This is a genomic window from Hankyongella ginsenosidimutans (assembly GCF_005144965.1).
Classification (GTDB): domain Bacteria; phylum Pseudomonadota; class Alphaproteobacteria; order Sphingomonadales; family Sphingomonadaceae; genus Hankyongella; species Hankyongella ginsenosidimutans.
The window spans coordinates 365,086-389,878 of the sequence record NZ_CP039704.1; the positions used below are offsets into that span (position 1 = coordinate 365,086).

The 24,793-nt window shown below is 66.9% G+C and carries 18 protein-coding genes, 2 tRNA genes and 9 pseudogenes; 13 read left to right on the forward strand and 16 right to left on the reverse strand.

Going from position 1 to position 24,793, the window contains the following annotated elements; all coding sequences use genetic code 11:
* Positions 1–121: 121 nt before the first annotated feature.
* Both E6W36_RS02180 and cueR read left to right on the forward strand, forming a co-directional pair.
* A pseudogene (locus E6W36_RS02180) lies at positions 122–2,366 on the forward strand (heavy metal translocating P-type ATPase).
* The gene (gene cueR, locus E6W36_RS02185; RefSeq protein WP_222873605.1) at positions 2,363–2,752 is read left to right on the forward strand and encodes a Cu(I)-responsive transcriptional regulator; all 390 of its coding nucleotides are present in this window, start codon (positions 2,363–2,365) and stop codon (positions 2,750–2,752) included. Before E6W36_RS02180 ends, cueR begins: the two are co-directional and overlap by 4 nt.
* A 180-nt stretch (positions 2,753–2,932) precedes the next feature.
* Here cueR and E6W36_RS02190 read toward each other — a convergent pair.
* The 7 genes from E6W36_RS02190 to E6W36_RS02215 form a co-directional block, all read right to left on the reverse strand.
* Positions 2,933–3,023 (reverse strand) — tRNA-Ser (locus tag E6W36_RS02190).
* Positions 3,024–3,170: 147 nt separating this feature from the next.
* Entirely contained in the window at positions 3,171–3,701 is a 531-nt protein-coding gene (locus tag E6W36_RS02195) for an MAPEG family protein (protein WP_281277419.1), read from the reverse strand.
* A complete protein-coding gene (locus tag E6W36_RS02200; RefSeq protein WP_222873607.1) occupies positions 3,586–4,122 on the reverse strand; it encodes an adenine phosphoribosyltransferase in 537 nt (178 codons plus the stop codon). Before E6W36_RS02200 ends, E6W36_RS02195 begins: the two co-directional genes overlap by 116 nt.
* Before the next feature lie 4 nt (positions 4,123–4,126).
* Positions 4,127–4,285 (reverse strand): hypothetical protein, encoded by a 159-nt coding sequence (locus E6W36_RS21530; RefSeq protein ID WP_342776762.1) that lies wholly within the window; start codon positions 4,283–4,285, stop codon positions 4,127–4,129.
* Positions 4,286–4,341: 56 nt separating this feature from the next.
* Positions 4,342–4,941, reverse strand: a complete 600-nt coding sequence (locus tag E6W36_RS02205) for an aldolase/citrate lyase family protein (RefSeq protein ID WP_246047999.1) — start codon at positions 4,939–4,941, stop codon at positions 4,342–4,344.
* A complete protein-coding gene (locus E6W36_RS02210; protein ID WP_342776907.1) occupies positions 4,938–5,363 on the reverse strand; it encodes an MOSC domain-containing protein in 426 nt (141 codons plus the stop codon). The genes E6W36_RS02205 and E6W36_RS02210 overlap by 4 nt, the downstream gene beginning before the upstream one ends.
* A complete protein-coding gene (locus E6W36_RS02215) occupies positions 5,291–5,578 on the reverse strand; it encodes an MOSC domain-containing protein (RefSeq protein WP_222873609.1) in 288 nt (95 codons plus the stop codon). Before E6W36_RS02215 ends, E6W36_RS02210 begins: the two co-directional genes overlap by 73 nt.
* Positions 5,579–5,828: 250 nt before the next feature.
* On the opposite strand from E6W36_RS02215, the pseudogene rpoZ reads away from it, so the two are divergent.
* The 6 pseudogenes from rpoZ (at position 5,829) to ychF (ending at position 11,258) form a co-directional block, all read left to right on the forward strand.
* Positions 5,829–6,171: pseudogene (gene rpoZ, locus E6W36_RS02220) on the forward strand (DNA-directed RNA polymerase subunit omega).
* A gap of 97 nt (positions 6,172–6,268) precedes the next feature.
* Positions 6,269–8,387: pseudogene (locus E6W36_RS02225) on the forward strand (RelA/SpoT family protein).
* A 7-nt stretch (positions 8,388–8,394) separates the two neighbouring features.
* Positions 8,395–8,967 (forward strand): annotated as a pseudogene (gene pyrE / locus E6W36_RS02230) (orotate phosphoribosyltransferase).
* A 1-nt stretch (position 8,968) separates the two neighbouring features.
* A pseudogene (locus tag E6W36_RS02235) lies at positions 8,969–9,689 on the forward strand (pyridoxine 5'-phosphate synthase).
* Positions 9,689–10,089 (forward strand): annotated as a pseudogene (gene acpS / locus E6W36_RS02240) (holo-ACP synthase). Before E6W36_RS02235 ends, acpS begins: the two co-directional pseudogenes overlap by 1 nt.
* 71 nt (positions 10,090–10,160) lie before the next feature.
* Positions 10,161–11,258 (forward strand): annotated as a pseudogene (gene ychF / locus E6W36_RS02245) (redox-regulated ATPase YchF).
* On the opposite strand, the gene msrB reads toward ychF, so the two are convergent.
* The 9 genes and pseudogenes from msrB to E6W36_RS17420 form a co-directional block, all read right to left on the reverse strand.
* The gene (gene msrB / locus E6W36_RS02250) at positions 11,259–11,657 is read right to left on the reverse strand and encodes a peptide-methionine (R)-S-oxide reductase MsrB (protein ID WP_222873610.1); all 399 of its coding nucleotides are present in this window, start codon (positions 11,655–11,657) and stop codon (positions 11,259–11,261) included.
* Between the two features lie 87 nt (positions 11,658–11,744).
* Positions 11,745–11,930 (reverse strand): hypothetical protein, encoded by a 186-nt coding sequence (locus E6W36_RS02255; RefSeq protein ID WP_222873611.1) that lies wholly within the window; start codon positions 11,928–11,930, stop codon positions 11,745–11,747.
* Positions 11,931–12,185: 255 nt separating this feature from the next.
* The gene (locus E6W36_RS02260) at positions 12,186–13,766 is read right to left on the reverse strand and encodes a serine/threonine-protein kinase (RefSeq protein ID WP_222873612.1); all 1,581 of its coding nucleotides are present in this window, start codon (positions 13,764–13,766) and stop codon (positions 12,186–12,188) included.
* A complete protein-coding gene (locus E6W36_RS02265) occupies positions 13,700–14,050 on the reverse strand; it encodes a hypothetical protein (protein WP_222873613.1) in 351 nt (116 codons plus the stop codon). The genes E6W36_RS02260 and E6W36_RS02265 overlap by 67 nt, the downstream gene beginning before the upstream one ends.
* Positions 14,022–14,573, reverse strand: a complete 552-nt coding sequence (locus E6W36_RS02270; RefSeq protein ID WP_222873614.1) for an ECF-type sigma factor — start codon at positions 14,571–14,573, stop codon at positions 14,022–14,024. The genes E6W36_RS02265 and E6W36_RS02270 overlap by 29 nt, the downstream gene beginning before the upstream one ends.
* A 75-nt stretch (positions 14,574–14,648) precedes the next feature.
* Positions 14,649–14,724, reverse strand: a tRNA-Lys gene (locus E6W36_RS02275).
* 52 nt (positions 14,725–14,776) lie between these two features.
* Positions 14,777–15,601, reverse strand: a pseudogene (gene mtgA, locus E6W36_RS22805) (monofunctional biosynthetic peptidoglycan transglycosylase).
* A 45-nt stretch (positions 15,602–15,646) separates the two neighbouring features.
* The gene (locus tag E6W36_RS02285) at positions 15,647–17,551 is read right to left on the reverse strand and encodes a bifunctional diguanylate cyclase/phosphodiesterase (RefSeq protein ID WP_246048405.1); all 1,905 of its coding nucleotides are present in this window, start codon (positions 17,549–17,551) and stop codon (positions 15,647–15,649) included.
* Positions 17,443–17,814, reverse strand: coding sequence for a hypothetical protein (locus E6W36_RS17420; protein ID WP_246048002.1), 372 nt, complete (start codon positions 17,812–17,814; stop codon positions 17,443–17,445). Before E6W36_RS17420 ends, E6W36_RS02285 begins: the two co-directional genes overlap by 109 nt.
* Positions 17,815–17,974: 160 nt before the next feature.
* Between E6W36_RS17420 and E6W36_RS17425 the strand changes: the two genes are divergently transcribed.
* The 5 genes and pseudogenes from E6W36_RS17425 (at position 17,975) to ppc (ending at position 23,966) form a co-directional block, all read left to right on the forward strand.
* A complete protein-coding gene (locus E6W36_RS17425; RefSeq protein WP_246048004.1) occupies positions 17,975–18,400 on the forward strand; it encodes an AMP-binding protein in 426 nt (141 codons plus the stop codon).
* Positions 18,397–19,596 carry an AMP-binding protein gene (locus E6W36_RS02290; RefSeq protein WP_246048006.1) on the forward strand — a complete coding sequence of 400 codons (1,200 nt, stop codon included), beginning with the start codon at positions 18,397–18,399 and terminating at the stop codon, positions 19,594–19,596. The genes E6W36_RS17425 and E6W36_RS02290 overlap by 4 nt, the downstream gene beginning before the upstream one ends.
* Positions 19,593–20,177, forward strand: coding sequence for a protein-methionine-sulfoxide reductase heme-binding subunit MsrQ (locus E6W36_RS02295; protein ID WP_222873616.1), 585 nt, complete (start codon positions 19,593–19,595; stop codon positions 20,175–20,177). Before E6W36_RS02290 ends, E6W36_RS02295 begins: the two co-directional genes overlap by 4 nt.
* Positions 20,178–20,191: 14 nt before the next feature.
* Positions 20,192–20,500 carry a PepSY domain-containing protein gene (locus E6W36_RS02300; protein WP_222873617.1) on the forward strand — a complete coding sequence of 103 codons (309 nt, stop codon included), beginning with the start codon at positions 20,192–20,194 and terminating at the stop codon, positions 20,498–20,500.
* A 737-nt stretch (positions 20,501–21,237) separates the two neighbouring features.
* Positions 21,238–23,966 (forward strand): annotated as a pseudogene (gene ppc / locus E6W36_RS22810) (phosphoenolpyruvate carboxylase).
* Positions 23,967–24,793 lie beyond the last annotated feature (827 nt).

Consider the following 24,793-nt stretch of genomic DNA (forward strand, 5'->3'; position numbering starts at 1 on the left):
TTCGGGTCGAAGGAGTCCAGTCGATGAATGACCCCAGTTCCACGCCCCTCTAACCGGTGGTTGCTGTGCTCATGATGCCGCCGCCGCCAGCACTGCGAAGGTCAGCGATCCGGTATGCGGAATGACGGTCGATCCATCGAAGACCGCGCATCATGCCGAGCACGCCGGGCACGACTATCATTTTGCAGCGCTGGCTGCCGGAACAAGTTCGTCGGCGATCCCCACGTCTATCTGGGCGGAAAGCGCCCTGAGCCGGTGGCGGCGCCGGGCCATCTGGACCTGTCCGATGCACCCGGAGATCCGCCGCGAAGGGCCGGGAACCTGCCCGATCTGCGGCATGGCGCTCGAACCCGAGGAGCCCTCGCTCGACGACGCGCCCAATCCCGAGCTGGTCGATTTCACGCGCCGTGTCTGGGTCGCAGGCGCCTTAACCGTGCCGCTGCTGGCGATCTCGATGATCGCGGAGATGCTGGGCGTTCAGCTGGTCCCCTCAGCGGTCAACCCGTGGGCACAGTTGACGCTGACTGCGCCGATCGTGCTGTGGGCAGGATGGCCCTTTTTCAGCGTGGCTGGACGTCGATCGCCACGCGCCACCTCAACATGTTCACCTTGGTCTCGATCGGGGTCGGCGCGGCGTTCCTCTACAGCGTCGTTGCGACCATCGCGCCCGGGCTGTTCCCGCCGTCGTTCCGCATGCACGGCATGGTGCCGGTCTATTACGAGGCGGCCGGTGTCGTGGTCACGCTGGTGCTGCTGGGGCAAGTCCTCGAACTGGGCGCGCGCGCGCGACCGGCCGCGCGATCCGGGCGTTGCTCAATCTGGCGCCAAGACCGCGCGCCGGATCGGCGCGGACGGGAGCGAAGAGGAAGTCGATCTTGCGGACATCGTCGAAGGCGACCGGCTACGGATTCGTCCAGGCGAAGCGGTGCCGGTCGATGGCGTGGTCATCGAGGGCCGATCGTCGGTCGAAGAGGCGATGCTGACCGGGGAACCGGCGCCGGTGCTCAAGGAAGTGGGCGCGACTGTGACCGGCGGCACTGTCAACGGCACCGGGGCGCTGACGATCGAGGCGCGCGCGGTAGGGTCGGACACGGTTCTGGCGCGCATCGTGAAAATGGTGGCCGAGGCGCAGCGCAGCCGTGCGCCGATCCAGGCGGTGGCTGACCGTGTGTCCGGCTGGTTCGTGCCGCTCGTCGTCGGCATCGCTGCCGTGACGTTCGTCGTCTGGAATGTTGCCGGCCCCGAGCCGCGCTTCGGCCACGCACTGCTCAACGCGATCGCTGTGTTGATAATCGCTTGTCCCTGCGCACTCGGGCTGGCGACGCCGATGTCGATCATGGTCGGCACGGGACGCGGCGCACATGCCGGGGTGCTGGTCAAGGACGCCGAGGCGTTGCAGCTGATGGAAGCGGTCGACACGCTCGTGATCGACAAGACCGGCACATTGACCGAGGGACGTCCGCGATTGATCGCGACCGAAACGACGGGCGGATTTGATCAAGCGGCAGTGCTATCCGCCGCCGCCTCAGTCGAAGCCAAGTCCGAGCATCCCTCGCTCACGCAATTGTCAGCGCCGCGCGCGATGACGGTCTGGAGGTTGCGCCAGTCGATGGCTTCGAATCGCAGACAGGGCTTGGCGTCAGCGGCAATGTCCGCGGCAAGGCGGTCGTGATCGGTAATGCCGCGCAGATGAAGCATATCGGCATCGCCACCGCGACGCTCGAAGAGACCGCCGATCGTCATCGCGGCGAGGGTGCCGGGGTGATGTTCGTCGCGATCGGCGGGCAACTGGCGGGGCTGCTGGCGATCGCCGATCCGATCAAGGCGTCCGCCGGCGACGCCATTGCCGCCCTGCGCGCCGAAGGACTGCGGATCGTCATGCTGACCGGCGACGCCGAAGCGACGGCGGGCGCGGTCGCAAAGGCGATCGGCGGGATCGACGAAGTCCATGCCGGCCTCAAGCCCGAGGACAAGGCGCGGATCGTGCGCGAACTTCAAAAAGGCGCAAGGTCGCGATGGCGGGCGACGGCATCAATGACGCGCCCGCGCTTGCCGCCGCCGATGTCGGCGTCGCGATGGGGACCGGCACCGACGTTGCGATCGAGAGCGCGGGGATGACCCTGACCAAGGGCGACCTCGCGGCGATGGTGCGGGCACGGCGGCTGGCGAAGGCGACGATGCGCAACATCCGCCAGAACCTGTTCTTCTCGTTCCTGTTCAACGGGATCGGTGTGCCGGTCGCGGCGGGTGTCCTCTATCCCGTCGCCGGCATCCTGCTGTCGCCGATGATCGCGGGTGCGGCGATGGCGCTGTCGAGCTTCACGGTGGTGACGAACGCACTCAGGCTCAATACGATCAGGCTGTGAAGATCGGCGAGGCAGCGGCGGCCAGCGGCATATCGCAGCGGATGATCCGTCATTACGAGACGATCGGGCTCATCACGCCCGCGCCGCGCCGCGACAGCGGCTATCGCGATTATTCGGACGCTGACGTCCACAGGCTCCGCTTCATCGCCAACGCGCGCGACCTCGGCTTTCCGATCGACGAAATCGGACAGCTGCTCGCGCTCTGGTCCGACCGCGATCGGGCAAGCGCCGATGTGAAACGGCTGGCGACTGCGCGCGCAGCGGAACTCCATCGCAAGGCGGTTGCACTGGAAGCGATGCGCAAGACGCTGCTGGAGCTTGCCGAGCGCTGTCATGGCGACGATAGGCCCGAGTGCCCTATAATCGAGGCTTTGCAGCGGGACTAAGCCATGCGGCGTCCGTGCGGATGTGATCTTGACCGGCAAACCACCTGAAATGGTCTGCCAGCTCGTCTCATCTTTGGAGCGGTTGGCCGCAATGGACCGCGGCGAGCCGCCTTAGAAATGGTGTTGCAACTGGTGTTGCTGCCCAGAATGTCAGATAAAATCGTTGTTTTCAACGGCTTTTGGCGGAGCGGGAGGGATTCGAACCCTCGATACGGTTTTGCCGTATACACACTTTCCAGGCGTGCGCCTTCGACCACTCGGCCACCGCTCCGCGAAGCCGGCTCCCCTAGCATCGGCACACCGGCGATGCAAGCGCGCCTGCTTGGAGGTACTTTCTCATCCGGCAAGAACCACGCGCCGCTCAGCCCTTCGTCCAGCTCAGGGTGAGCGCTATGCCGTCAAACGCTGCTTTATCCGTTCAGAGCAGCCCGCCGCCCTGCACCGCCAGCCAAAGCGCCCACAGCGACAGCAGGCCCAGCGCCGCGAAGGTCGCAAAGGTGCCGACCGCGCGATAAGGGTTCGGCGCCGGCTTGTGGATGCCGATCGCATGCGCCAGCCGCGCCAGCACCAGCACCACAGCGATTGCGCCAAGCAGCAGCCGGCTGGCCCCGGTCTGCTCGATCAGACCGAGCAGGATCAGCAGGAACGGCGCGAACTCGCCGAGGTTGGCGTGCGCGCGCACCCGCTGCTGGAGTTCTGCCGCCTGCGCCGGATCGGTCGCCCGCTCGCCGAGGCTGACGCGATAACGCACCCGCAGCTCGACGATGCGCAGCGACAGCGCCACATACAACAGCCCGAGCGCGCCCCGGTGGCAAGCGTGACAGGCAGAACCATCAGTGCCCCTCGAAGGCGAGCAGGCTGAACACGTCGACTGACTCTGCGTGCAGCAGCGCCGCGCCGCCAAGCGCCGGCAGATCGACCACGAACGCTGCAACCGGCACTTCCGCACCGGTCGAGCGCAGCAGGCGGGTGGCGGCGACAGCGGTGCCGCCGGTCGCGATCAGATCGTCGATGATCGCGACCCGGTCGCCGGCGGCCAGCGCGTCCGCGTGGATTTCGATGCGGTCGCTGCCGTATTCCAGCGCATAGTTGATGCCGACGGTGCGCCCGGGCAGCTTGTCCTTCTTGCGGATCGGCACGAAGCCGAGGCCAAGCTCCTGCGCCAGCGCCGCGCCGAAGATGAAGCCGCGCGCCTCGATCCCGGCGATCAGCGACACGCCATGCCGCGCCACCGCCGGCTTCAGCATTTCGATCGCCAGCCGGAAGCCCGCCGGATCGCGGATCAGGGTGGTGATGTCGCGGAACTGGATGCCGGGCTTGGGATAATCGGGGATGGTGCGGATGAGCGCGCGCAGGGTCTGGGCTGTCATGGCGTCATCCTGCCGCCGCATCGCGCGCCGCGCAAGCCTGCGCGTAGGCGACGAGCGCCTCGGCCTGCTGCGCGTGCAGCGCCTCGATCATCCGGCCGTCGAGCACGGCGATGCCGCCCGTGGCCGCCCGGTGCGCCGCCACGATGCGCTCAGCCTGCGCCACCGCCGCCGGATCGGGCGTGAACGCGGCGTTGGCGGGCGCGATCTGGCCCGGGTGGATCAGGGTCTTGCCATCCAGCCCGAGCCGGCGCGCCGCCTGGCAGGCGGCCGCAAAGCCCTGCGCATCGCGAAAGTCCGGGTAAACGCCGTCCAGGATGCCGGCACCCCTGCCCGCGCCGCCATCAGCGCCCGCGCGGCCGCAGTGCCGAGCGCCCGCCCGTCATGGTCGGCCGGCAGGCGCAGTTCCCGCCCGAGGTCCTCCAGCCCCAGCACCAGCATGCGCGCGCGCGCCGCAATCGCGAATGCGGCCTCGACCCCGGCGATGGTCTCGACCATGCACCACAGCGGCGGGCCGCCGGCCGGCAGGTCTTCCGCGCGGTCGACCTTGGGCAGCAGGATGGCATCTGCGCCTCGGGCTGCGGCATGATCGTCCGCGAACCAGGGCGTGCCGGGCGCGTTGGTGCGCACCACCAGCAGCGCTGCGCGAAAGCCGCCCCTTGCCACCGCCGCTGCCATCGCCGCGCGCGCCGGTACCTTGTCAGCCGGTGCGACCGAATCTTCCAGGTCGATGATGACCGCGTCCGCCGGCAGGTCGCGCGCCTTCTCGAGCGCCCTGCCGTTACTGGCCGGAACGTAGAGCGCGCTGCGGCACAGGGTCACAGCAGGCCGCCGGCAGAGCGCCGCCACTGGCTGGCCAGGCCATCAAGCGTTGCCATGGCGTCCAGCTCGGCGCGTTCGACGGCCTTGCCGGTAATGATGCGGAACAGCCGCAGCACCGGCCAGTCCGGGTTGGGCCGGTCGAGGATCGTCGCCGTGTCGCCGGCCTCTACGGCACCCGGCTCCAGCACCCGGAAATACCAGCCGCAGCGGCCGTTCTTCACCATCGCCCGCGGCATGCCGGGGTCCGCGAAGCGCAGCGCGAACTTGAAACAGGGCTGGCGCGGCTGGCACACCTGCAGGCGCGCGCCGCCGATCGCGAACACGTCGCCGATGCACACGCTCTCCTCGGTCAGGGTCTCGAAGCTGAGATTCTCGCCGACTGCGCCCGGCCCCAGGTGTGCTGCGGATGGTCGGCGCGCCAGCCGTCATAGGCGGGCAGGCCGTAGCCGTAGACGGCCTTCTCCGGCCCGCCGTGGACGCTGAGGTCCGCCTGCGCGTCGCCCGCCAGCCCCAGCGGCCCGACCGCGACCGGCCCGTCGACCGCACGCTTGACGAAGCCGCTCGGCACGGCTTGCGGCCCCAGCGGCTGCACCGCGCCGAGGTTGACGGACACAAGACGGACGGCGGCGAAGGACATGCGGGCGACTCCAGCGGATCGGGCGCACACAAGCACGCCGCCAATGCCTTGCCAAGAAGAACCGGTAGTGTCTCAGTTTGAAATTCTGCCGCTCACCCTGAGCTTGACGAAGGGTGAGCGGCTCGTGGTTCGTCAAGCTCACCACGAGCGGACTTTTCAAACTGAGACACTGCCAAAGAACCAGCAAACTTGACGCGGCGGGCCGGGCCTGCTAGCCAGCGCGGCTTCTCCACAAACGCGAAGGATTGCCATGGCGCGCGTCACCGTCGAGGACTGCATCGAGAAAATCCCCAACCGCTTCGAGCTGGTTCTGGGGCGGCGCAGCGCGCCCGGCAGATCGCCTCCGGCGCTGAAATCCGCGTCGAGCGCGACCGCGACAAAACCCGGTGGTGGCGCTGCGCGAAATCGCCGAAAGCCACGTCTCGCCGGAAATGCTGGAAGAAGCGCTCGTCCAGGGCATGCAGCGCGTGATCGAGACCGAAGAGGACGTGACCGAGGACCCGACCTCGATCGCCGCCTCGGCCGAGGCCCTGCGCCTCACCGCCATCGCGCCGCCGCGCCCGAGCGTCGCCGACGAACTCGGCGACGACTGAGCCGCAGTCTCCCCGCACCCATGCGGCATTGACGCTGGCGACGACGCACCCAATAGTAGAACAGCCCTGATTTTCGGGCGGTTTCACGGGTTTGCGCGTGCTGCGGCAATATGAACTGGTCGAGAAGGTCAAGGCTTACGATCCGGACGCGGACGAGGAGATGCTCAACCGCGCCTATGTGTTCTCCATGCGCGCGCACGGCACCCAGTTGCGCGCCTCCGGCGACCCCTATTTCTCGCACCCGATCGAAGTCGCCGGCATCCTGACCGACCTGAAGCTCGACGCCGAGACCATCGCCACCGGCATCCTGCACGACACGATCGAGGACACGGTCGCAACGCAGGACCAGATCGAACGGCTGTTCGGCCGCAACGTCGCGCGGCTGGTCGACGGCGTCACCAAGCTGTCGCGCATCGAGGCGCAGACCGAATCCGAGCGCGCGGCCGAGAATTTCCGCAAGTTCCTGCTGGCGATGTCGGACGACATCCGCGTGCTGCTGGTCAAGCTCGCCGACCGGCTGCACAACATGCGTACCCTGCACTTCATCAAGAACCCGGACAAGCGGCGGCGCATCGCCAAGGAAACCGCGGAAATCTACGCCCCGCTCGCCGAGCGGATCGGCATGTACGAGTTCAAGGACGAACTGGCCGAGATCGCCTTCCGCGAACTGGAGCCGCTGGCGTTCGAATCGATCACCCGGCGGCTGGAGCAGCTGCGCGAGAGTGCGGGCGATCTGATCCCGCTGGCGATCGCCGATCTGGAGGAACTGCTGGCCGACAACGGCATCCGGGCGACGGTGGTCGGGCGGGAGAAGACGCCGCACTCGATCTGGAAGAAAATGCAGGAGCACCATGTCGGCTTCGAGCAATTGTCCGACATCATGGCGTTCCGCATCATCGTCGACAGTATCCCGGACGTCTATCAGGCGCTGGGGCTGATCCACCAGCGCTGGCCGATGGTGCCGGGGCGCTTCAAGGACTATATCTCGACACCCAAGCGCAACGGCTACCGCTCGATCCACACGACCGTCATCGGCCCGGCCAAGCGGCGCGTGGAAATCCAGATCCGTACCCACGAGATGCACGGCCAGGCGGAATATGGGCTGGCCGCCCACTGGGCCTACAAGACGAACGGGACTGCAAGCCCGCGCGAGAACTACCCTGGCTGCAGGACCTGCTGGAGATCCTCGACCATGATTCAGGCGCGGAGGAGTTCCTCGAGCACACGAAGCTCGCCATGTACCAGGACCAGGTGTTCTGCTTTACGCCCAAAGGCGAGCTGATCCAGCTGCCCCAGGGCTCGACGCCGGTCGACTTCGCGTTCGCCGTCCACACCAAGATGGGCGAGACCGCCGTGGGCCAAGGTCAATGGCCGGCTGGTGCCGCTGCGCACCCGGTTGCAGAACGGCGACCAGGTCGAGATACTGCGCTCGACGGCCCAGCGCCCGGAGCCCGGCTGGGCATCGTTCGTCGTCACCGGCAAGGCGCGCTCCGCCGTGCGCCGCTTCTCCCGCCAGCAGGAGCGCGAGGCGGCGATCGCCAGCGGCCGCTCGATGCTGCGCGCGCTGATCGAACGGCTTGACGTGGCGCTGGCACCCGGCGCGGTCGAGGCCGCCCTGCCCCGGCTGAAACTGCCGGACGAAGAAGCGCTGTACCTCGCGCTCGCCAGCCATGCGCTTGGCGAGGACGAGGTGGCCGAGGCGATCATCCCCGGCTCGACCGGGATTCTTCCCGCCCCATCGCCAAGGCCCCGCCGCGCGCAGCCCGCTGACCGCCTGCATCGGCGGCGGCCGGCCGGAACAGGGGCTGAGGCTCGCAGAGTGCTGCCACCCGGTCCCCGGCGACCGGCTGGTCGGCGTCGCCGATCCGGACGACACGATCACCGTGCATGCCGTCGACTGTCCGGTGCTGGCGGCAGCACCCATCGAGCAGTGGGTCGACCTGCGCTGGCAGGACAAGCGGCCGGACGTGCTGTTCGTCGCCCGCCTGCGCCTGACCCTGCAGAACCGGCCCGGCGCGCTGGCGACCGCCGTCAGCGTCATCTCCAAGCTTGACGCCGTGATGGTCGGCATGTCGCTGGAGGAGCGCGACGACCATATCGCGACCGTGCTCTGCGACCTCGAAGTGGTCGATCTGGCGCATTTGACAAAGGTTCTGGCCGCACTTAGGGCCACCCAGATGGTGAGCGCCGTCGAGCGCTCCCACTGTGCTGCATGAGGCTTTCGTGACCCCCGACGCCGTACTCGAGGAATTCCGCGCCGCCGGCGCCTGCTGGAAGGCCACTTCATCCTGTCGTCCGGTCTGCGCTCCAGCCGCTACCTGCAATGTGCGCTGGTGCTGAAGGACCCCGGCGCGCCGAACGTCTGTGCCGGGCGCTGGCCGCACAGCTTCCGCAGGGCCTGCGCATCGACAGCGTCGTGTCGCCGGCGATGGGCGGCGTGATCGTCGGCTACGAGATGGCGCGCGCGCTCGGCTGCCAGTCCATGTTCCTGGAGCGGCCGGACGGCGTGTTTCACCTACGCCGCGGTTTTCGCTGCAGCCGGGCGAGCGGGTGTTCATGATGGAGGACATCGTCACCACCGGCCTGTCCTCGCGGGAGGCGATCAAGGCGATTACGCACGCCGGCGGTGAGGTGGTGGCGGCCGGCTGCCTGATCGACCGGTCGAACGGCGCGGCCGATCTCGGCGTGCCGCTCTACAGCCTGGCGCGCCTTGAGGTGCCGGCCTATGCGCCCGACGCGCTGCCGCCGGAACTCGCTGCGATCCCTGCAGTCAAGCCCGGCAGCCGGGCGAACTGAGATGCTGCGCCTGGGCGTCAACATCGATCATGTCGCAACCATCCGCAACGCGCGCGGCGGCGGCCACGGACCCGGTCCGCGCTGCCATCCTGGCCGTCGAGGCCGGTGCGGATGGCATCACCGCCCACCTGCGCGAAGACCGGCGGCATATCTCCGACCATGACATCGCCCGGCTTGCCGCCGAGGTCGACCGGCCGCTGAACCTGGAAATGGCGGCGACGCAGGAGATGCTGGCCATCGCCCTGAAACACCGGCCGCACGCTGCCTGCATCGTGCCGGAGCGCCGGCAGGAGCGCACGACCGAAGGCGGGCTGGATGCCGCCGGGCAGCGCGAACACCTCGCCCCCATCGTCGGCGCGCTCAACGACGCCGGCATCCGCGTCAGCCTGTTCATCGAGCCGGACACGCGTCAGCTCGAGGCTGCACGCGCGCTTGGCGCCGCCGTCGTCGAACTCCACACCGGCCGCTACTGCCACCTGGAGGGCGATGCGCGCGACCGGGAACTGGGGCGTCTGATCGGGGCCGCGCGGGACGGCGACGCCCTGGGCCTGGAAATCCACGCCGGGCACGGCCTGCGCTTCGACAATGTCGGGCCGGTCGCCGCAATCCCGCAGGTGCGCGAGCTCAACATCGGCCATTTCCTGATCGGCGAGGCGGTGTTCATGGGCCTGTCGGAAGCAATCGCCCGCATGCGGCTGGCGATGGCGCAGGCGCGCCTGTGATCGTCCTTGGGCTGGGCAACGACCTCTGCAACATCGAGCGCATCCAGGCCTCGCTCGACCGTTTCGGTAGCCGGTTCACCGCCCGCGTGTTCACGCCGGTCGAGGTCGCGCGCTCCGAGCGCCGGCAACTGACCCGCGCCGCCAGCTATGCCAAGCGCTTCGCCGCCAAGGAAGCCTGCGCGAAGGCGCTGGGCACCGGGTTTCGCATGGGCGTGTTCCTGCGGGACATCGGCGTCGTCAACCTGCCGACCGGCCAGCCGACCCTGGCCCTGACCGGGGTGCTGCTGAACGTCTTGCCAACATGACGCCCGCCGGCATGCAGGCGACGATCCACCTGACCCTCACCGACGACCACCCCTGGGCGCAGGCCATCGTGCTCATCGTGGCGACCCCTGCCTAAGCGCAACCCACTGGACCGTGGGCCGTTCGCCCACTATCGGTCACGGCCAGTTCCAATCACACGAGAGCATCATGGGTTTTCAATGCGGGATCGTCGGCCTGCCGAATGTCGGCAAATCGACGCTGTTCAATGCGCTCACCGAGACTCAGGCCGCCCAGGCCGCCAACTACCCGTTCTGCACCATTGAGCCGAACGTCGGCCAGGTCGCGGTGCCGGACCCGCGCCTGCAGCAGATCGCAGCGCTCGGCAGGAGCCAGAAGATCGTCGAGACCCAGCTCGCCTTCGTCGACATCGCCGGGCTGGTGCGTGGCGCCCAAGGGCGAGGGCCTTGGCAACCAGTTCCTCGCCAACATCCGCGAGGTGGACGCCATCGTCCACGTGCTGCGCTGCTTCGAGAACGGCGACGTCACCCACGTCGACGGCCGGGTCGACCCGATCGCCGACGCCGACACGGTCGAGACCGAACTGATGCTCGCCGACATGGAATCGCTCGAGCGCCGGGTCGCAACCGCCCAGAAGAAGGCGACCACCGGCGACAAGGAGGCCAAAGCCGCCGCCAGCGTGCTCGGCCAGGCGCTCGACCTGCTGAAGAACGGCAAGCCGGCGCGCCTCACGGAACCGAAGGACGAGGACGAAAAGCGCATCCTCGCGCAGGCGCAACTGCTGACCGCCAAGCCGGTACTCTACGTCTGCAACGTCGAGGAAGAGGCTGCAGCCACCGGCAACGCCCATTCCGCGCGGGTGGCGGAAAAGCCAAAGCGGAAGGTGCAGCGCACGTCATCATCTCGGCGGCGATCGAGGCGGAGATCGTGCAGATGCCGCCCGAAGACCGCGCGGCGTTCCTCGCCGACCTCGGCCTCCACGAAACCGGGCTCGCCCGCGTGATCCGCGCCGGCTACGATCTGCTCGGCCTCATCACCTACTTCACCTGCGGGCCGAAGGAAGCGCGCGCCTGGACCATCACGAAGGGCACCAAGGCCCCGCAGGCCGCCGGCGTCATCCATACCGACTTCGAGAAGGGCTTCATCCGCGCCGAGACCATCGGCTTCAAGGATTACATCGCCTGCAGTGGCGAGGCCGGGGCCAAGGACGCCGGCAAGATGCGCCTGGAAGGCAAGGACTATGTCGTCCAGGACGGCGACATCCTGCTGTTCCGCTTCGCGAACTGATCAGGCGTCCGGCGCGAAGTCGAGCGCGACCCCGTTGATGCAGTAGCGCAGGCCGGTCGGCGGCGGGCCGTCCGGAAACACATGGCCCATGTGGCTGCCGCAGGTGGCGCAGTGCACCTCGGTGCGCACCATGCCGTGGCTGGTGTCGCGGGTCAGCCCGAGCGCGCCCTCAACCGGTGCCGTGAAGCTCGGCCAGCCGGTGCCGCTTTCGAACTTCCCGTCGGAGCGGAACAGCGGCGTACCGCAACCCGCACAAGCGAATATCCCGGCGCGCTTCTCGCGCAGCAGGCCACAGCTTCCCGGCCGCTCCGTGCCATGCTGGCGCATGATGCGATACTGCTCCGGCGTCAGGCGCGCGCGCCATTCGGCGTCGCTCAGGGTGAAGGGCGTGTCGGTCATGGGGCTCGCTTTCCGGTTCACTGTTTTCTCCTGTACGCCGGGATGCGGCCCCAGGTTACGAGCCCGCGCTTGCTCCCTATCCCTGCTTCATGTCTGGGCAGTTTTTGCCATGCGCGTTTCGAGCAATGCAATGTTGTGATCGAGATCGAGCTGGGACAGCCGCCCCATGGTCTTCAGCCGCATGAACGCGGCCAGGCTTTCCGTATCGACGGCACAGCCCTCCCGCAGCCGGCGTGCATTCGCAAACGCCTCGCCGAGCATGACCTGCGCCATGGCATAATCGTGCAGGCGGGAGGGATCGCCCGGCCCGCTGCAGCGCGGCCTGCGCCTGGGTGACACGGCCCCTGAAAATCGGCTCCGCTTCGGCGAACCGGCCCATATAGCCCAGGCACTGCGCCTGCGCCGTCTCGACGATGCCGTACATGCGGGCCGCCGCCTGGTCATCCGGGTCGAACGCACGCACGCGCTGCGATTCTGCCTTCGCAGCCGTCAGAAGCGGCAGCGCCGCCGCAAAGTTCTGCCGCTCCATCAGGGTCGTGCCGAGATTCCAGCGCGCCCGCGCCAGCCGATCGAGCACGAAGATATCCTGCCAGCGACGATGCGCCGCCTCCAGCACCGCCATCTGGCGCCGGTACAGGCCTTCCGCCATGTCCAGCTTGCGGCTGTAGAAGGCGGCTTCCGCGCGCATGTCCAGCAGTGCCGCCTCCTGCAGCGCGGCGGCGCGCGGCGCGCCCGGCGGCGGAGTCGCAGGCCGTCCGCCGTCGCGGCCAGCGCGCGGGCATAGTCGCCGCGCCAGATCGACACGGCGGCATCCGCCAGCAGCCAGCGCGAGCGGATCGCCGGGTCGCGCTGCGCCGTGGCCGCGATGAGCGGCTTGGCGCTGTCCAGGATTTCGCGTGCCCTCCCGGCGTCGCCGTCGAGGCTCGCTGCGATCAACGCCCGCTCGATCCGGATATTGGCCAGCAGCAGCCTGGCCGGCGCGCCCGTCAGATCGGCCGCGATCAGTTCCGCACGCTGCAGGTTGGTTTCCGCCGCGGCCGGCAGGTGCAGGTTCGGCCGGTTGAACCCGCCCTGGTGCTGCGCCAGGCGCCAGAGGCCGGTTGCCGCCTCCAGCCGGACATCCGGCCCGGCCCGCTCTGCCGAGGACAGGCGATCGAGATAATGCTGCGCAACATTGGCGACTTCGGCACGGTCCTTGAGCGAGTTCGGCAGCCGCTCCAGCCGGTCCATGTGCTCGAACAGGAGGTAGCGCGCGATGCCGCGCGCATCGTCGAAGCGGTGCTGCGCTTCTGCCCGCTCGCGTGCGGCGACCAGGTAATTCCGCTGCGCCACAAGACCGGCGGCCGAGACGGCCAGAAACGCCGCCAGTGTCACCACCGCGCCGGCGCGATGGCGCTGGACGAATTTGCGTGCGCGGTAGAACAGCGTGTCCCGCTGCGCCGAGACCGGCAAGCGGTCGCGCCAGCGCTCGAGATCGGCGATCAGCGCGCCGACGCTCGCGTATCGCGCCTCCTGAGCGCTCGCCTTGGCGACAATTGCCTGCAGGTCAGCGTCGACGCCGGCACCCAGCACAAGGCGCAAGACCACGCCAAGCGCGAAGACATCGTCCGATACGCTTGGCGGCGCGCCGCTTTGCCGTTCCGGGCTGGCGAAGCCCGGCGTCATCGGTGCCGCCGCTCTGGATGTCTCGCCCTCGCGGTCGAGCAGCCGGGCGATGCCGAAATCCAGCAGCTTCACCCGCCCCTGCGCGTCGACCAGCAGGTTCGACGGCTTGATGTCCGCGTGGACGACCCGCCGGGAATGCGCGAACTGCACCGCGTCCGCCGCCTTGAGCAGCAGCTTGACTTTCGCATCGACCGGCATGGTGGCGGCGGCGGCATCGATCGGCTGGCCCTCGAAATACTCCATGACCAGATAGGGTCGCCCGTCGGGCGCGACGCCGCCATCGATCAGGCGGGCGATGTTGGGATGTTCGAGCTGGGCCAGGATGCGGCGTTCGGCGGCGAAGGCGTCCAGCGCCCGCGCTGACAGCGCCACCCGGATCAGCTTGATGGCGACGAGTTGCTCGTAGAGCCCGTCGTCGCGCCGGCTGAGCCACACCTCGCCCATGCCCCCTCGCCCAGCTTGCGCGTGAGCCGAAACGCGCCGATCCGCTCCGGCGGCGGCAGCGGGGCGGCCACGCCTGCAAAGGCGGTCGGCAGAGCCTGCGCTGCATGCCCGATCGCGGCCTCAAGCGCCGCAACACGGGCAATGACGTCCGGCGGCTCCCGGCGCAGCAGGCGTGCGCGCAGCCGCGCCATGCGGCCGGGATCGCCCTGCCAGTCGCTCAACCGCTCGACCAGCGCCAGGGCACGGCGTTCGATATCAGCCGAGGTGCGTGGCGGGCTCGCCATTGAGATAATCCTTCAGCCAGGCGCGGGCCGCCTGCCAGCGACGCTTCACCGTGCGTTCCGGGATGCCGGTCGCGATGGATGTTTCCTCGACCGTCAGTCCCATGGAGAAGCGCAGCTCGACGATGCGGGCGTGATCTTCTGAGAAGCCGCCCAAGGCTTCCAGCGCGCGGTCAAGGTCTTCGATGTCGATCAGCAGGTTCTGCTCGGCGTCCGGCCAGAGGGTGAGCGCCGATGGCGCGCTGCGCTTGGCGGCGCGCTGGCGACGGACCTCGTCGATCAGGATGCGCCGCATGGTGCGGGCGGCGAGCGCCAGCATATGGCCCTGGTCTTCCACATGCTGGACATTGGCGCGAATGAGGCGGATCGCGGCCTCGTTCGCGAGATCGGTCGCCTGCAGCACATGGTTCATCCGGTCGCCGGAGATGATCGCGCGCGCAACCCGGCGCATGTCGTCGTAACAGGCCGCCAGAATGCGGTCTGCCGAGAGGTGAAGATCAGAATTCGGCGCCGTTCCCTCTGTCATCGCCGGCCAGAATCACCGGATCGTTTACGAGCCGCAACCGGTTTTTCGGAACAGATGCTTTGCGGGCTGGCGAGGTGGTGATCCCAGATGGACTCGAACCATCGGCCTACTGATTAAAAGTCAGTTGCTCTACCGACTGAGCTATGGGATCGCCTCGGGATTTCGCCTGCTATCGGATCAGGCGGCGGCTGGCAACCCCGCGATCAGCTTTTGTGCGCGCCGTCGACGCACTGGGTGAATTCGACCGGCATGACCCGCGCCCAGCGCTGCACCCGGCGCGCCTTGCGGCGCACGAACGGCCCTGGCTGCGCCGCCCGCCACTTCAGCGGCGACGGCAGGATGGACAGCAGTCGCGCCGCCTCCCGCGCCGAGAGCTGGGCGGCCGGCTTGTGAAAATGGTGCCGCGCCGCCGCCTCGATACCATAGACGCCAGGCCCCACTCGATGACGTTGAGGTAGACTTCCATGATGCGCGGCTTCGGCCACATCAGCTCGATCAGCAGGGTGAAATAGGCTTCCAGCCCCTTGCGCAGCCAGGAGCGCTCCGGCCAGAGGAACACATTCTTCGCGGTCTGCTGGCTGATAGTCGAGCCGCCGCGCAGCCTCGCCCTCGGCGTTGGCGAGCATCGCCTTGCGGATCGCCTCGGTATCGAAGCCGTGATGCAGACAGAAGTTGCCGTCCTCAGCCGCAATCGCCGAGCGCGGGACCTGGCGCGGCAACGCGTCAAGCGGCACCCAGGCACGCGGCTGCAGGATGCCGGCCCGGCTGTCGCGCCCGATCAGATAGGTTGTGGGCGGGTCGATCCAGCGATAGGCCAGCACCCACAGGCAGGAGAGAATCAGGAACGCGGTCGGCAAGCCCCACGCAAGGTTCCAGAACAGACGCATCGCCCAGCCGAGCGTCGCAGTCACGGGGTTGGAGGCTTTGCGTTTTCTCGCCATGGATCGAGGCAATAACGCCTGGAGCCGGGGCTGCAAGCGTTTAACAGGCTGCTGAAAAGTCGCGGGGATACGGCCCTGCTTTATCATCCAGGCGCCGGTGTGGTCTTTTGTCAGATTGTGTTGGGTGATGATTCAGATTTCGGCTTGATGCAACCTGAGACGATCATGGTCTAAACGCGAGGCGGCGGCGGTTTTGCTGAAGAAGGCCGCCTCCAGGGCGTCTGCGAACAGCGGCTTGCCAAACAGCCAGCCCTGGAACTGGCGACAGCCGGCGATCCGCAGCATGGCGGCCTGGTCGGCGGTCTCCACTCCTTCTGCCGTGATCGGCAGGTTGAGCGCGGAGCCGAGCGCGATGATCGCGGTGGTGATCATCGCTGTCTCCCGGTCGCGCTCGATGCGATCGGTGAAGGATTTGTCGATCTTGATCTTGTCGAGCTGGAATTTGCGCAGATAGCCGATGCTGGCGTAGCCGGTGCCGAAATCGTCCAGCGAAATCCGGATGCCTTCCTCGCGCAGGGCCGAGATCATCGACTGCGCGACAGCGGAATTCTCGATCAGCGAGCCTTCGGTGATCTCGAGCTCAAGCCGACTGGCTGAAAACCCGGTTTCCTTCAGCACGAACAGAATGTCGGCGACCAGGCCCGGGTGCCGGAACTGGATCGGCGAGATGTTGACCGCGAGGTCGATGTTCCAATCCTTGACCGCAAGACAGGCCTCGCGCAGCACATGCTGGCCGAGTTCGATGATCAGGCCGGACTGCTCGGCGATGGGGATGAACACATCCGGCCCGATTACGCCACGGGTAGGGCTGGTCCAGCGCGCGAGCGCCTCAACGCAAATGATCGCATGACTGTCCGAGCGCACAATCGGCTGGTATGCGACCTTGATATCGCCCTGCCGGAGCGCCTGGCGCAGTTCCGCCTCGATTTCGGAGCGCAGGGTGCGGCCTTCGTCCATGGCGTTGCTGTACCAGTGCGCACGTCCCTTGCCGGAGCTTTTAGCCGTATACATGGCGACATCGGCCCGCCGCACGACTTCCTGCGCGTCTATGTCCAGGCTGCCGCGTGCGATGCCGATGCTGGCGCCGATGCGGTGCGCCATGCCGGCGATCACAAAGGGTTCGACCAGGCTGCTGAGCAGCGCGCTCGCGACATCGTCGGCGCGGGTTGACAGCGAATCCTCGCCCATCAGGATCGCGAATTCGTCGCCGCCCAGGCGCGCAAGCAGATGCTGGTTGCCAAGCATTTCCATCACGCGGCGCGCGGTCTCGCGCAGCACGCTGTCACCGGCTTCGTGCCCCAGGCTGTCGTTGATTTCCTTGAAGCCGTCGAGGTCGAAATACAGAATGATCGACTGCCCGTTTTCCATCATCCGCTCGGTCAGCGCATTCAGGAAGGCCAGCCGGTTTGGCAGGCCGGTCAGGGTGTCATGGTGCGCCATGTGCAGTGCGCGTGCCTCGCTGGCGCACAGGTCGATCCAGGTGGCGCGCGTGCGGGCGCTTGCGACAAGCACGATCCAGGACAGGCCGCCGAGAATCGGCATCAGCACCAGACAGACCATGATGACGACCAGATTGCCGGCCATCTCGTAGTCCCAGGCCATGACGCCGATGATCCGGCCATCCGTCGCGTGGACGGCGACGCTGTTCTCCAGCCTGGCGGACTCCTTCGCCAGACGCAGGCCGCGCAGACCGCTGGTCTGGGAAATCTGGTTCAGCAGGCTGTCATTCAGCGGTTTCACGACCATGAGGTAGGTCGGCGCTGCCTTCGGCGGGTTCCTGTACGGGTTGGCGGGCGCGATCTGTGAAACCGAGATTGCCGCAACGCGCCCCTTCAGCTCCATGAAGCCGCTGAGCGTATTGTTATGCGCATTCAGAACTGAGAGGTTTTTCAGGATATAGGCGTGATCGGTGGGTGCGAGCAGGCCGATCAGCGACTGCACGGTCGCGCCGTTGTAGGTGGCGCGCAGGGTATGCCCATCCCTGTCGAGCACGCTGACGCCGGAATAGGGAACCTGATCCGAGACTTCGGCGCCCAGGTCTCGTCGAACCAGTTGGCGTTGAAAGTCTCCGAGATATTCCGGTACGCATCGTCCCACTTGGCGTTGTTCAGCGTCGTCGCGTTCAACTGGGACATGATGTTGTCCAGCACCAGCTCGACCCGCGTGACTTCCCGGCTGGTGATCCGCTGATTGTACTCGACGCCGATCAGCAGAATGCCGGCAAGCACGACAGCAGGCATCAGCAGCGCACAGATGCGGATCAGCCGATCATGTTTGATGAGCGTGTCGAGGGTCTGCATGTCCCAGCCCCTAGCGGGAAATGCTCAATGAATAATTGAAAGCTCAATGCACTGCGGAAAAATGTTCTGCGGCTGGCGTGAAACAGGCGGTGGACAAGCCGGTTGCGGACTTTCTATGCTCCCGGCAAATCCGGCTCAGACCGGCTTCCGGGAGATCGTCATGGCACTGCGTACCTATCCGCCTGCTTCGCAAGCCTATGCTTACCCGCTGACCGTCAAGTGCCTCCTGGCGGCCAGCCGGCAGTCTGCAGGGCAGCGCACCATCTCCTATCGCTCCGAGATGCGTTACGACTATACGACCTTCCTGCAGCGGGTTGCCCGGCTCGCCAACCTGTTGACCGCGCATGGTATCGGCAAGGGCGACGTCGTCGCGGTGATGGACTGGGACAGCCACCGCTATCTCGAATGCTATTTCGCGATCCCGATGATCGGCGCGGTGCTGCAGACCGTGAATGTCCGGCTCGCGCCAGCGCAGATCGCCTATACCCTGGCGGACACTGGCGCACGCGCCGTGCTGTTCCACCGGGATTTCGTCCCCTCGTCTCTGTGCTGCCGCTGGATGGCGTCGACGTCCGAATCGCTATGATGGAGGGGCCCTGCACCATGCCTGGCGTCATCGGCGAGTACGAGACACTCATGGCGCAGGCGAACCCGATTTATGCGTTCGAGGATATCGACGAAAACGCCATCGCCACCGCCTTCCACACCACGGGCACAGTCGGCGATCCCAAGATGGTCGCGTTCACCCACCGGCAGATTGTGCTGCACACACTGGGCGTCGCCGCCGGCTTCGCTGCAAGACCGGCTGCGGAGTGCCTCCGCAGCGAAGACGTGTACATGCCGCTGACCCCGATGTTCCACGTTCACGCCTGGGGCATGCCCTACGTCGCCACCATGGTCGGGGCGCAACAAGTCTACCCTGGTCGTTACGAACCGGACCGCATCATCGCGCTGCAGAAGTCGGAAGGCGTCGGTTTCTCGCATTGCGTACCGACCATCCTGCAAATGATTCTTGCGGCGGCAGAAGCGCAGGACGTCCTGTTCGAGAACTGGGCCATGGTCATCGGCGGCGCTCGCCTGTCACCGCTTCTGCACAAGGCGGCGAAGGCGCGCGGCATCCACACCTTTGCCGGCTATGGCATGTCAGAGACCTGCCCCATCATCTCGACGGCGCATGCGCTGGACAACCAGACCGCAGATGAACAAGTCGCGGCGCGTGTGGCCGCCGGCTACCCGGCGCCGCTGGTCGAGACGGCGGTTGCGGATCTGGAAACCGGTGAAATCCGCCCCGGCATACCCGGCTATGGCGAGCTGGTGGTGCGCGCGCCGTGGTTGACCCAGAGCTATCCGAACAAGCCGGAGGCGAGCGAGGCGCTCTGGCAGGGCGGGTGGCTGCACACGCAGGACGTGGCGACCATCGCGCCGGATGGCCGCATTGAAATCGTCGACCGGCTGAAGGACGTTATCAAGTCCGGCGGCGAATGGGTGTCGACTGGAACCCTTGAGGAATTGTCCCTGAAACACCCCCATGTGGCGGAAGTCGCCTTCGTCGGCGTGCCGGACGAAAAATGGGGCGAGCGGCCGGGAGCGGCGATTGTCCTCAAGCCGGGTGCCGGACACCTGGACTGCGCGCAGTTGCAGGAGCATCTGATGCCATCAGTCAGCGCAGGCGTGATCAGCCGCTACGCCCTGCCGGTGGCGGTGAAGGTCGTCGAGGCGCTGCCGCGCACCAGCGTGGGCAAGATCGACAAGAAGGCGATCCGCAGCTGGCTGGCCGTGTGAGCAGACAGCGCCTGTTCCGCACATCCTGGCTGCTGCTGGCGCTGCCGTCCTTGCTGTTGATCCCCGGCGGTGACACAGCGGAGCTGACCGCACTTTCCGGCGAGATCGCCGCCAAGCTGCTGCTGGTCGCGCTGACGGTGTCGCCGCTGATCGCTGCGCTGCGCCCCTGGCCAAGGCTGCGCGTGGTCGCGGCACGCCTGGTGCGCCATCGCCGTGCGATCGGCGTCGCAGCCTTCTGCTATGCGCTCATCCATCTGGCCTATTATGTCGCCGATATGGGCCGTCTGGACGACATGCTGGCGGAACTGGGTGCGCCCGGCATATGGACCGGCTGGGCGGCGTTCGCGCTGATGCTGCCGCTTGCCGCGACCAGCAACGATGCGGCTGTGCGCCGGCTCAAGCAGGGATGGAAGCGCCTGCAGCGGCTGGCGTATCCAGCCGCGCTGCTGACCTTCGCCCACTGGGTCTGGGTACACGATGGGCTGCAGGAGGCTTTGCTCTATTGTACACCGCTTGCCTTATTGCAAATCATTCGCATAATATCGCAACAACGCGCGGCCCGCCATTTGGCCGACATATAACCGAAAGGACTGCCATGAAGACCATCGCTCCCCTGCTTGCCCTGTCGATCCTGCTTGCCGGCGCGGGTCCGGCGCTCGCGACCGGCCTGCTGACCTGCGAGGCCGGTGATCCCAAGGGCTGGGTGAGTCAGGACGATCTCAAGGCCCGGCTCGGCAAGCAGGGCTGGGAGGTTACCAAGATCAAGGTCGACGGCGGCTGCTACGAAGTCTACGGACGCACGCCGGAGGGCGATCGGGTCGAGGCCTATTTCCACCCGGTGACCCTCGAGAAGCTGCTGGTGGCCCGGCGCGGCCAGATTCTGTTCCGCAAGGACGCCAAATAGCGCGTCCGGTCGCGCGCCGGAGATCGGAGCCAGCGCGTCGTTATGAGGATTTCCTCAAGCGTTATGATGGTCTAGGGTCAGGACCCATTAACAACGAGGATCGTGGTGACGGCACGCGGGATGAGATGGCAGGAGAAGCGCCGAAAGCGGGGCTTGTCCCCGGTGAGGCGCTTCGACGAACCAGATCGCCCGCGTGCCGTCATCCGCAGGACGCGGCGCTTTTGGCGTGCAGGTTTGTTGCTCGGTCGTTGAATATGTTCAATATTCGCCTCCCTCGCGCCTGCCTGCGCGCCAAAATCGCCAGCGCCACGGTCTCATTCTTAATGAGTCCTGACCCTAGTGTCGCGGAATCGAAGTTCGCTACACTGTGATATCTGGCTCGTGCGAACTTCGATTCCTAAAACGACACGAGAAACACTATCTTGCTAGACCCTGATGACATTTGCTGGAATCGTCATTGCGAGGCGGCAAAGCTGCCGAAGCAATCCAGGAACACCAGTATTTCCATGGATCGCCGCGTCGCCTGCGGCTCCTCGCGATGACGGATGGATCAATGTAAAGTCATCAAGCTCGAGTGTCCTTCTCGAATCTGAAATCCAACCGCGCCTGATATTGGGTGTAACGGATTTCAGATTCGGGATACTAGTTAATTGAAAAGACCTGATTCACGCCTTTGGTTGAAACAATCCTGCTTCAACCTCAACCGATCAGGCTCTCGGGCTGCAAGGCATGACCTCATGCTGCGCCCCCTCAGGAGCGACGACCATGACCGAGGCCCGCACCCCGCCGCGCCGGACCGCGACGACCTGAAACTTCTGGGCCGCCTGCTGGGCGATGTCATCCGCGACCAGCATGGTCCGGCCTTCTTCGAGACGGTGGAGACGATCCGCCAGGCCTCGGTGCGCTTCCACCGCGATGGCGGTGACGCCAGCGATCTGACCGGCCTGCTGGATGCGCTGAGCCTTGAGGACGTGCTGGCGTTCATTCGCGGCTTCACCTATTTCTCGCTGCTGGCCAACATCGCCGAGGATCATGTGGCCCGTCGCGCCGCCCGCCAGTCGCCCAACGGCGGCAGCCGGCTTGGCGAGGCGCTGGCCAGCCTTGGCGGCGATGCTGAGCGCCTGCGCGACCTGCTGGCGCATGCGCTGGTGTCGCCCGTCATCACCGCGCACCCGACCGAAGTGCGTCGCCGCTCGATCCTCGACCGCGAAGTGGCGATCGCCGATCTCCTCGACGCGCGCACCCGCCGCGACCTGACCGAGGCGGAACACCAGGACCTGGAAGAACGGCTGAAGCGGGAAATCCTCATCCTCTGGCAGACCCGCCTGCTGCGCTCGGTGAAGCCCGGCGTGCCGGACGAGATCGAGAATGCGCTGACCTTCTTCGAATCGACCTTTCTCGACCAGCTTCCCGGCTCTACCGCCGGCTGGAGCGGCAGGCCCCGGCGCTCGGGCGGGCACCGAGTTTCGTCACCATCGGCTCCTGGGTGGGCGGCGACCGCGACGGCAACCCGTTCGTCACCGCCGAGACGCTGCACTATGCCTTCAAGCGGCAGGCGACCATCGCGCTCGACCATTACCTCAGCCACGTGCACCAGCTTGGCGGCGATCTGTCGATCTCGCGCACCCATGTCGGCACCACCGCGGCGCTCGATGCGCTCGCCGACCAGTCTGGCGACACCTCGCCGCACCGCAACCACGAGCCCTATCGCCGGGTGCTGCGCCACGTCTATGCGCGGCTGGCCGCGACCAAGCGGGCGCTGACCGGGCTGGAGCCAGCGCGCCCGACCAACCTCAGCGCTCCGGCATACGCCAAGCCGACCGAGCTGACCGCAGACTTGTCGGTGATCCGCCAGTCGCTGGCCGCCAACGGCAGCGCCCTGCTGGCGGACGGCCCGCTCGGCGATCTCGAGCGCGCGGTGGACAGCTTCGGCTTCCATCTGGCGGTGGTCGACCTGCGCCAGAGTTCGGCAGTCCACGAGGCGGTGGTCGCGGAGCTGTTCGCGCGCGCAGGCCTCTGCCCGGACTATGTGAGCCTCAGCGAGCAGGCGCGCATCGACCTGCTGGTCGCCGAACTCAGCCATCCGCGCCCCTCACCTCGCCCTACCTCGACTACAGCGAACTGGCGGCCGGCGAGCTGGCGGTGGTGCGTGCCGCCGCACGCCTGCGCGCCGCCCACGGGCCGGACGCCATCCAGCATTACGTCATCTCCCAGTGCGCCAGCGTGTCGGACATGCTGGAGGTCGCCCTGCTGCTGAAGGAAGCCGGGCTGTTCCACCCGGGCCGCAGCCGCGCCTCGACGTCATGATCGTGCCGCTGCTCGAGACCATCGACGATCTCAGCAACGGCGGGCCGATCCTCTCCGGCTATCTGTCGCTGCCGATCATCAAGGCGGCGCTGGCGGCGAACGGCAATGTCCAGGAAGTGATGATCGGCTATTCGGACAGCAACAAGGACGGCGGTTATTTGACCTCCAACTGGGCGATCCATGGCGCCATCCTGCGCCTGACCGCGCTTGCCAAGGCGATGGGCGTCGCCTTGCGCTTCTTCCACGGGCGCGGCGGTACGGTGGGGCGCGGTGGCGGCTCCAGCTTCCAGGCGATCATGGCGCAGCCGCCCGGCTCGGTGCACGGGCAGATCCGCATCACCGAGCAGGGCGAGGTCGTCTCCAAATACGGCCACCCGGAGACCGGCCTGCTCAGCCTGGAGAACATGGTCGCGGCCACCCTGATGGCGTCGGTGCCTCATCAGGATACGGCCGGCCGCTATGGCGACTTCATGCCGGTCATGGACCAGCTCTCGGCGGATGCGCGCCAGGCCTATCGCGCGCTGGTCTATGGCCACCCGGCGTTCAAGACCTTCTTCCGCGAGGCGACGCCGCTCAGCGAGATCGCCGGGCTGAAAATCGGCTCGCGCCCGCCATCCCGCAAGGCGTCCGACCGCATCGAGGATCTGCGTGCCATCCCTGGGTGTTTTCCTGGGCGCAGTCGCGCGCCATGGTGCCGGGCTGGTACGGGGTCGGCAGCGCGGTCAAGGCGCATGTCGTCACCCACGGCGACGCCGGCATGGCGCAGTTGCAGCGCCTCTATGCCGACTGGCCGTTCTTCCAGGCCATCGTCTCCAACCTGGAGATGGTGCTGGCCAAGTCCGACCTCGGCATCGCCGAGCGCTACGCCGGGCTGGTCAAGGACCGGGAGTCGGCTGCCGAGATTTTCGCCACCATCGCCGCCGAGTGGCAGCGCACGCGCGATGTGGTGCTGGCGATCACGGGGCAGCAGACGCTGCTGGAGCGCCAGCCGGCGCTGCAGCGCTCGATCGTGCATCGCCTGCCCTACATCAACCCGCTGAACCATCTGCAGATCGCGCTGATCCAGCGTTACCGCGCCGGCGACGAGCGCGACCTGGTGCGCGGCGGCATCCACCTCTCGATCAACGGCATCGCCGCCGGCCTGCGCAACAGCGGGTAGGCTGCCACCCGTCCTTGCGAGGAGCCGCAGGCGACGCGGCAATCAGGACCACCACCCCTCCCGTTCACGGGAGGGTCGCGCAGCGGGGTGGGTGCCGGGCGAACAGCTGCTGAAATACCGCTTGGCGGGACCGCACCGCCCGGCCATGATCGCGCCATGGCTGCATTCTCATCCTCGGAAGACTTCGAAGAATGGCTGGCGGACAAGCCGGCAGAGTGGGCGGGCGTGCTGGCCCAGCGCATTGCCCTGCGGATGTTTCCCTTTATCCTAGGAGCGGATGAGGCGTTCGATAAGTCACTTTGGCGCACGACGCATGAAACCTGGCGCGTCTTGTTGATATCTTCGGCAGCGCGCCATGTTCTTGCCGGCGACATCGACTCTGCTCTTGGCCCCATGACCGCTCGCGCCACCGCCCGCGCCTCCTCCCGTGCAGCCCACCTCGATGCCCTTGTCGCTAGCGGCCCACGTCGGCATAGACGCCCTAGACGCTACCCTCGCGGCCGCCCGCGCAGCCGCCTATGTCTCTGCCCTCGATCCACGTACCACGATTAGAACTCTGCAACATCTTGACACCTCTGTCGAAGTTAGGACCGTTTCTAAACTAGACGATAACGGGGACTTTGACACCATCAGCGTCCAAGATGCTCATGATGCTTTTAACACCGACGCAACTTGGCTGGAGGAGAACGGGAACCCCGCAGCCTAAGCATCCGCCCGCTGTGGCCCAATGGTCCGCCGCAACTACTCATCAAGGATTGGCAGAACGTGCGGCATGCGCTTGTAGCCGCCTCGCCGCTGATCGCTGACTGGTACGACCGCCGCCTGCA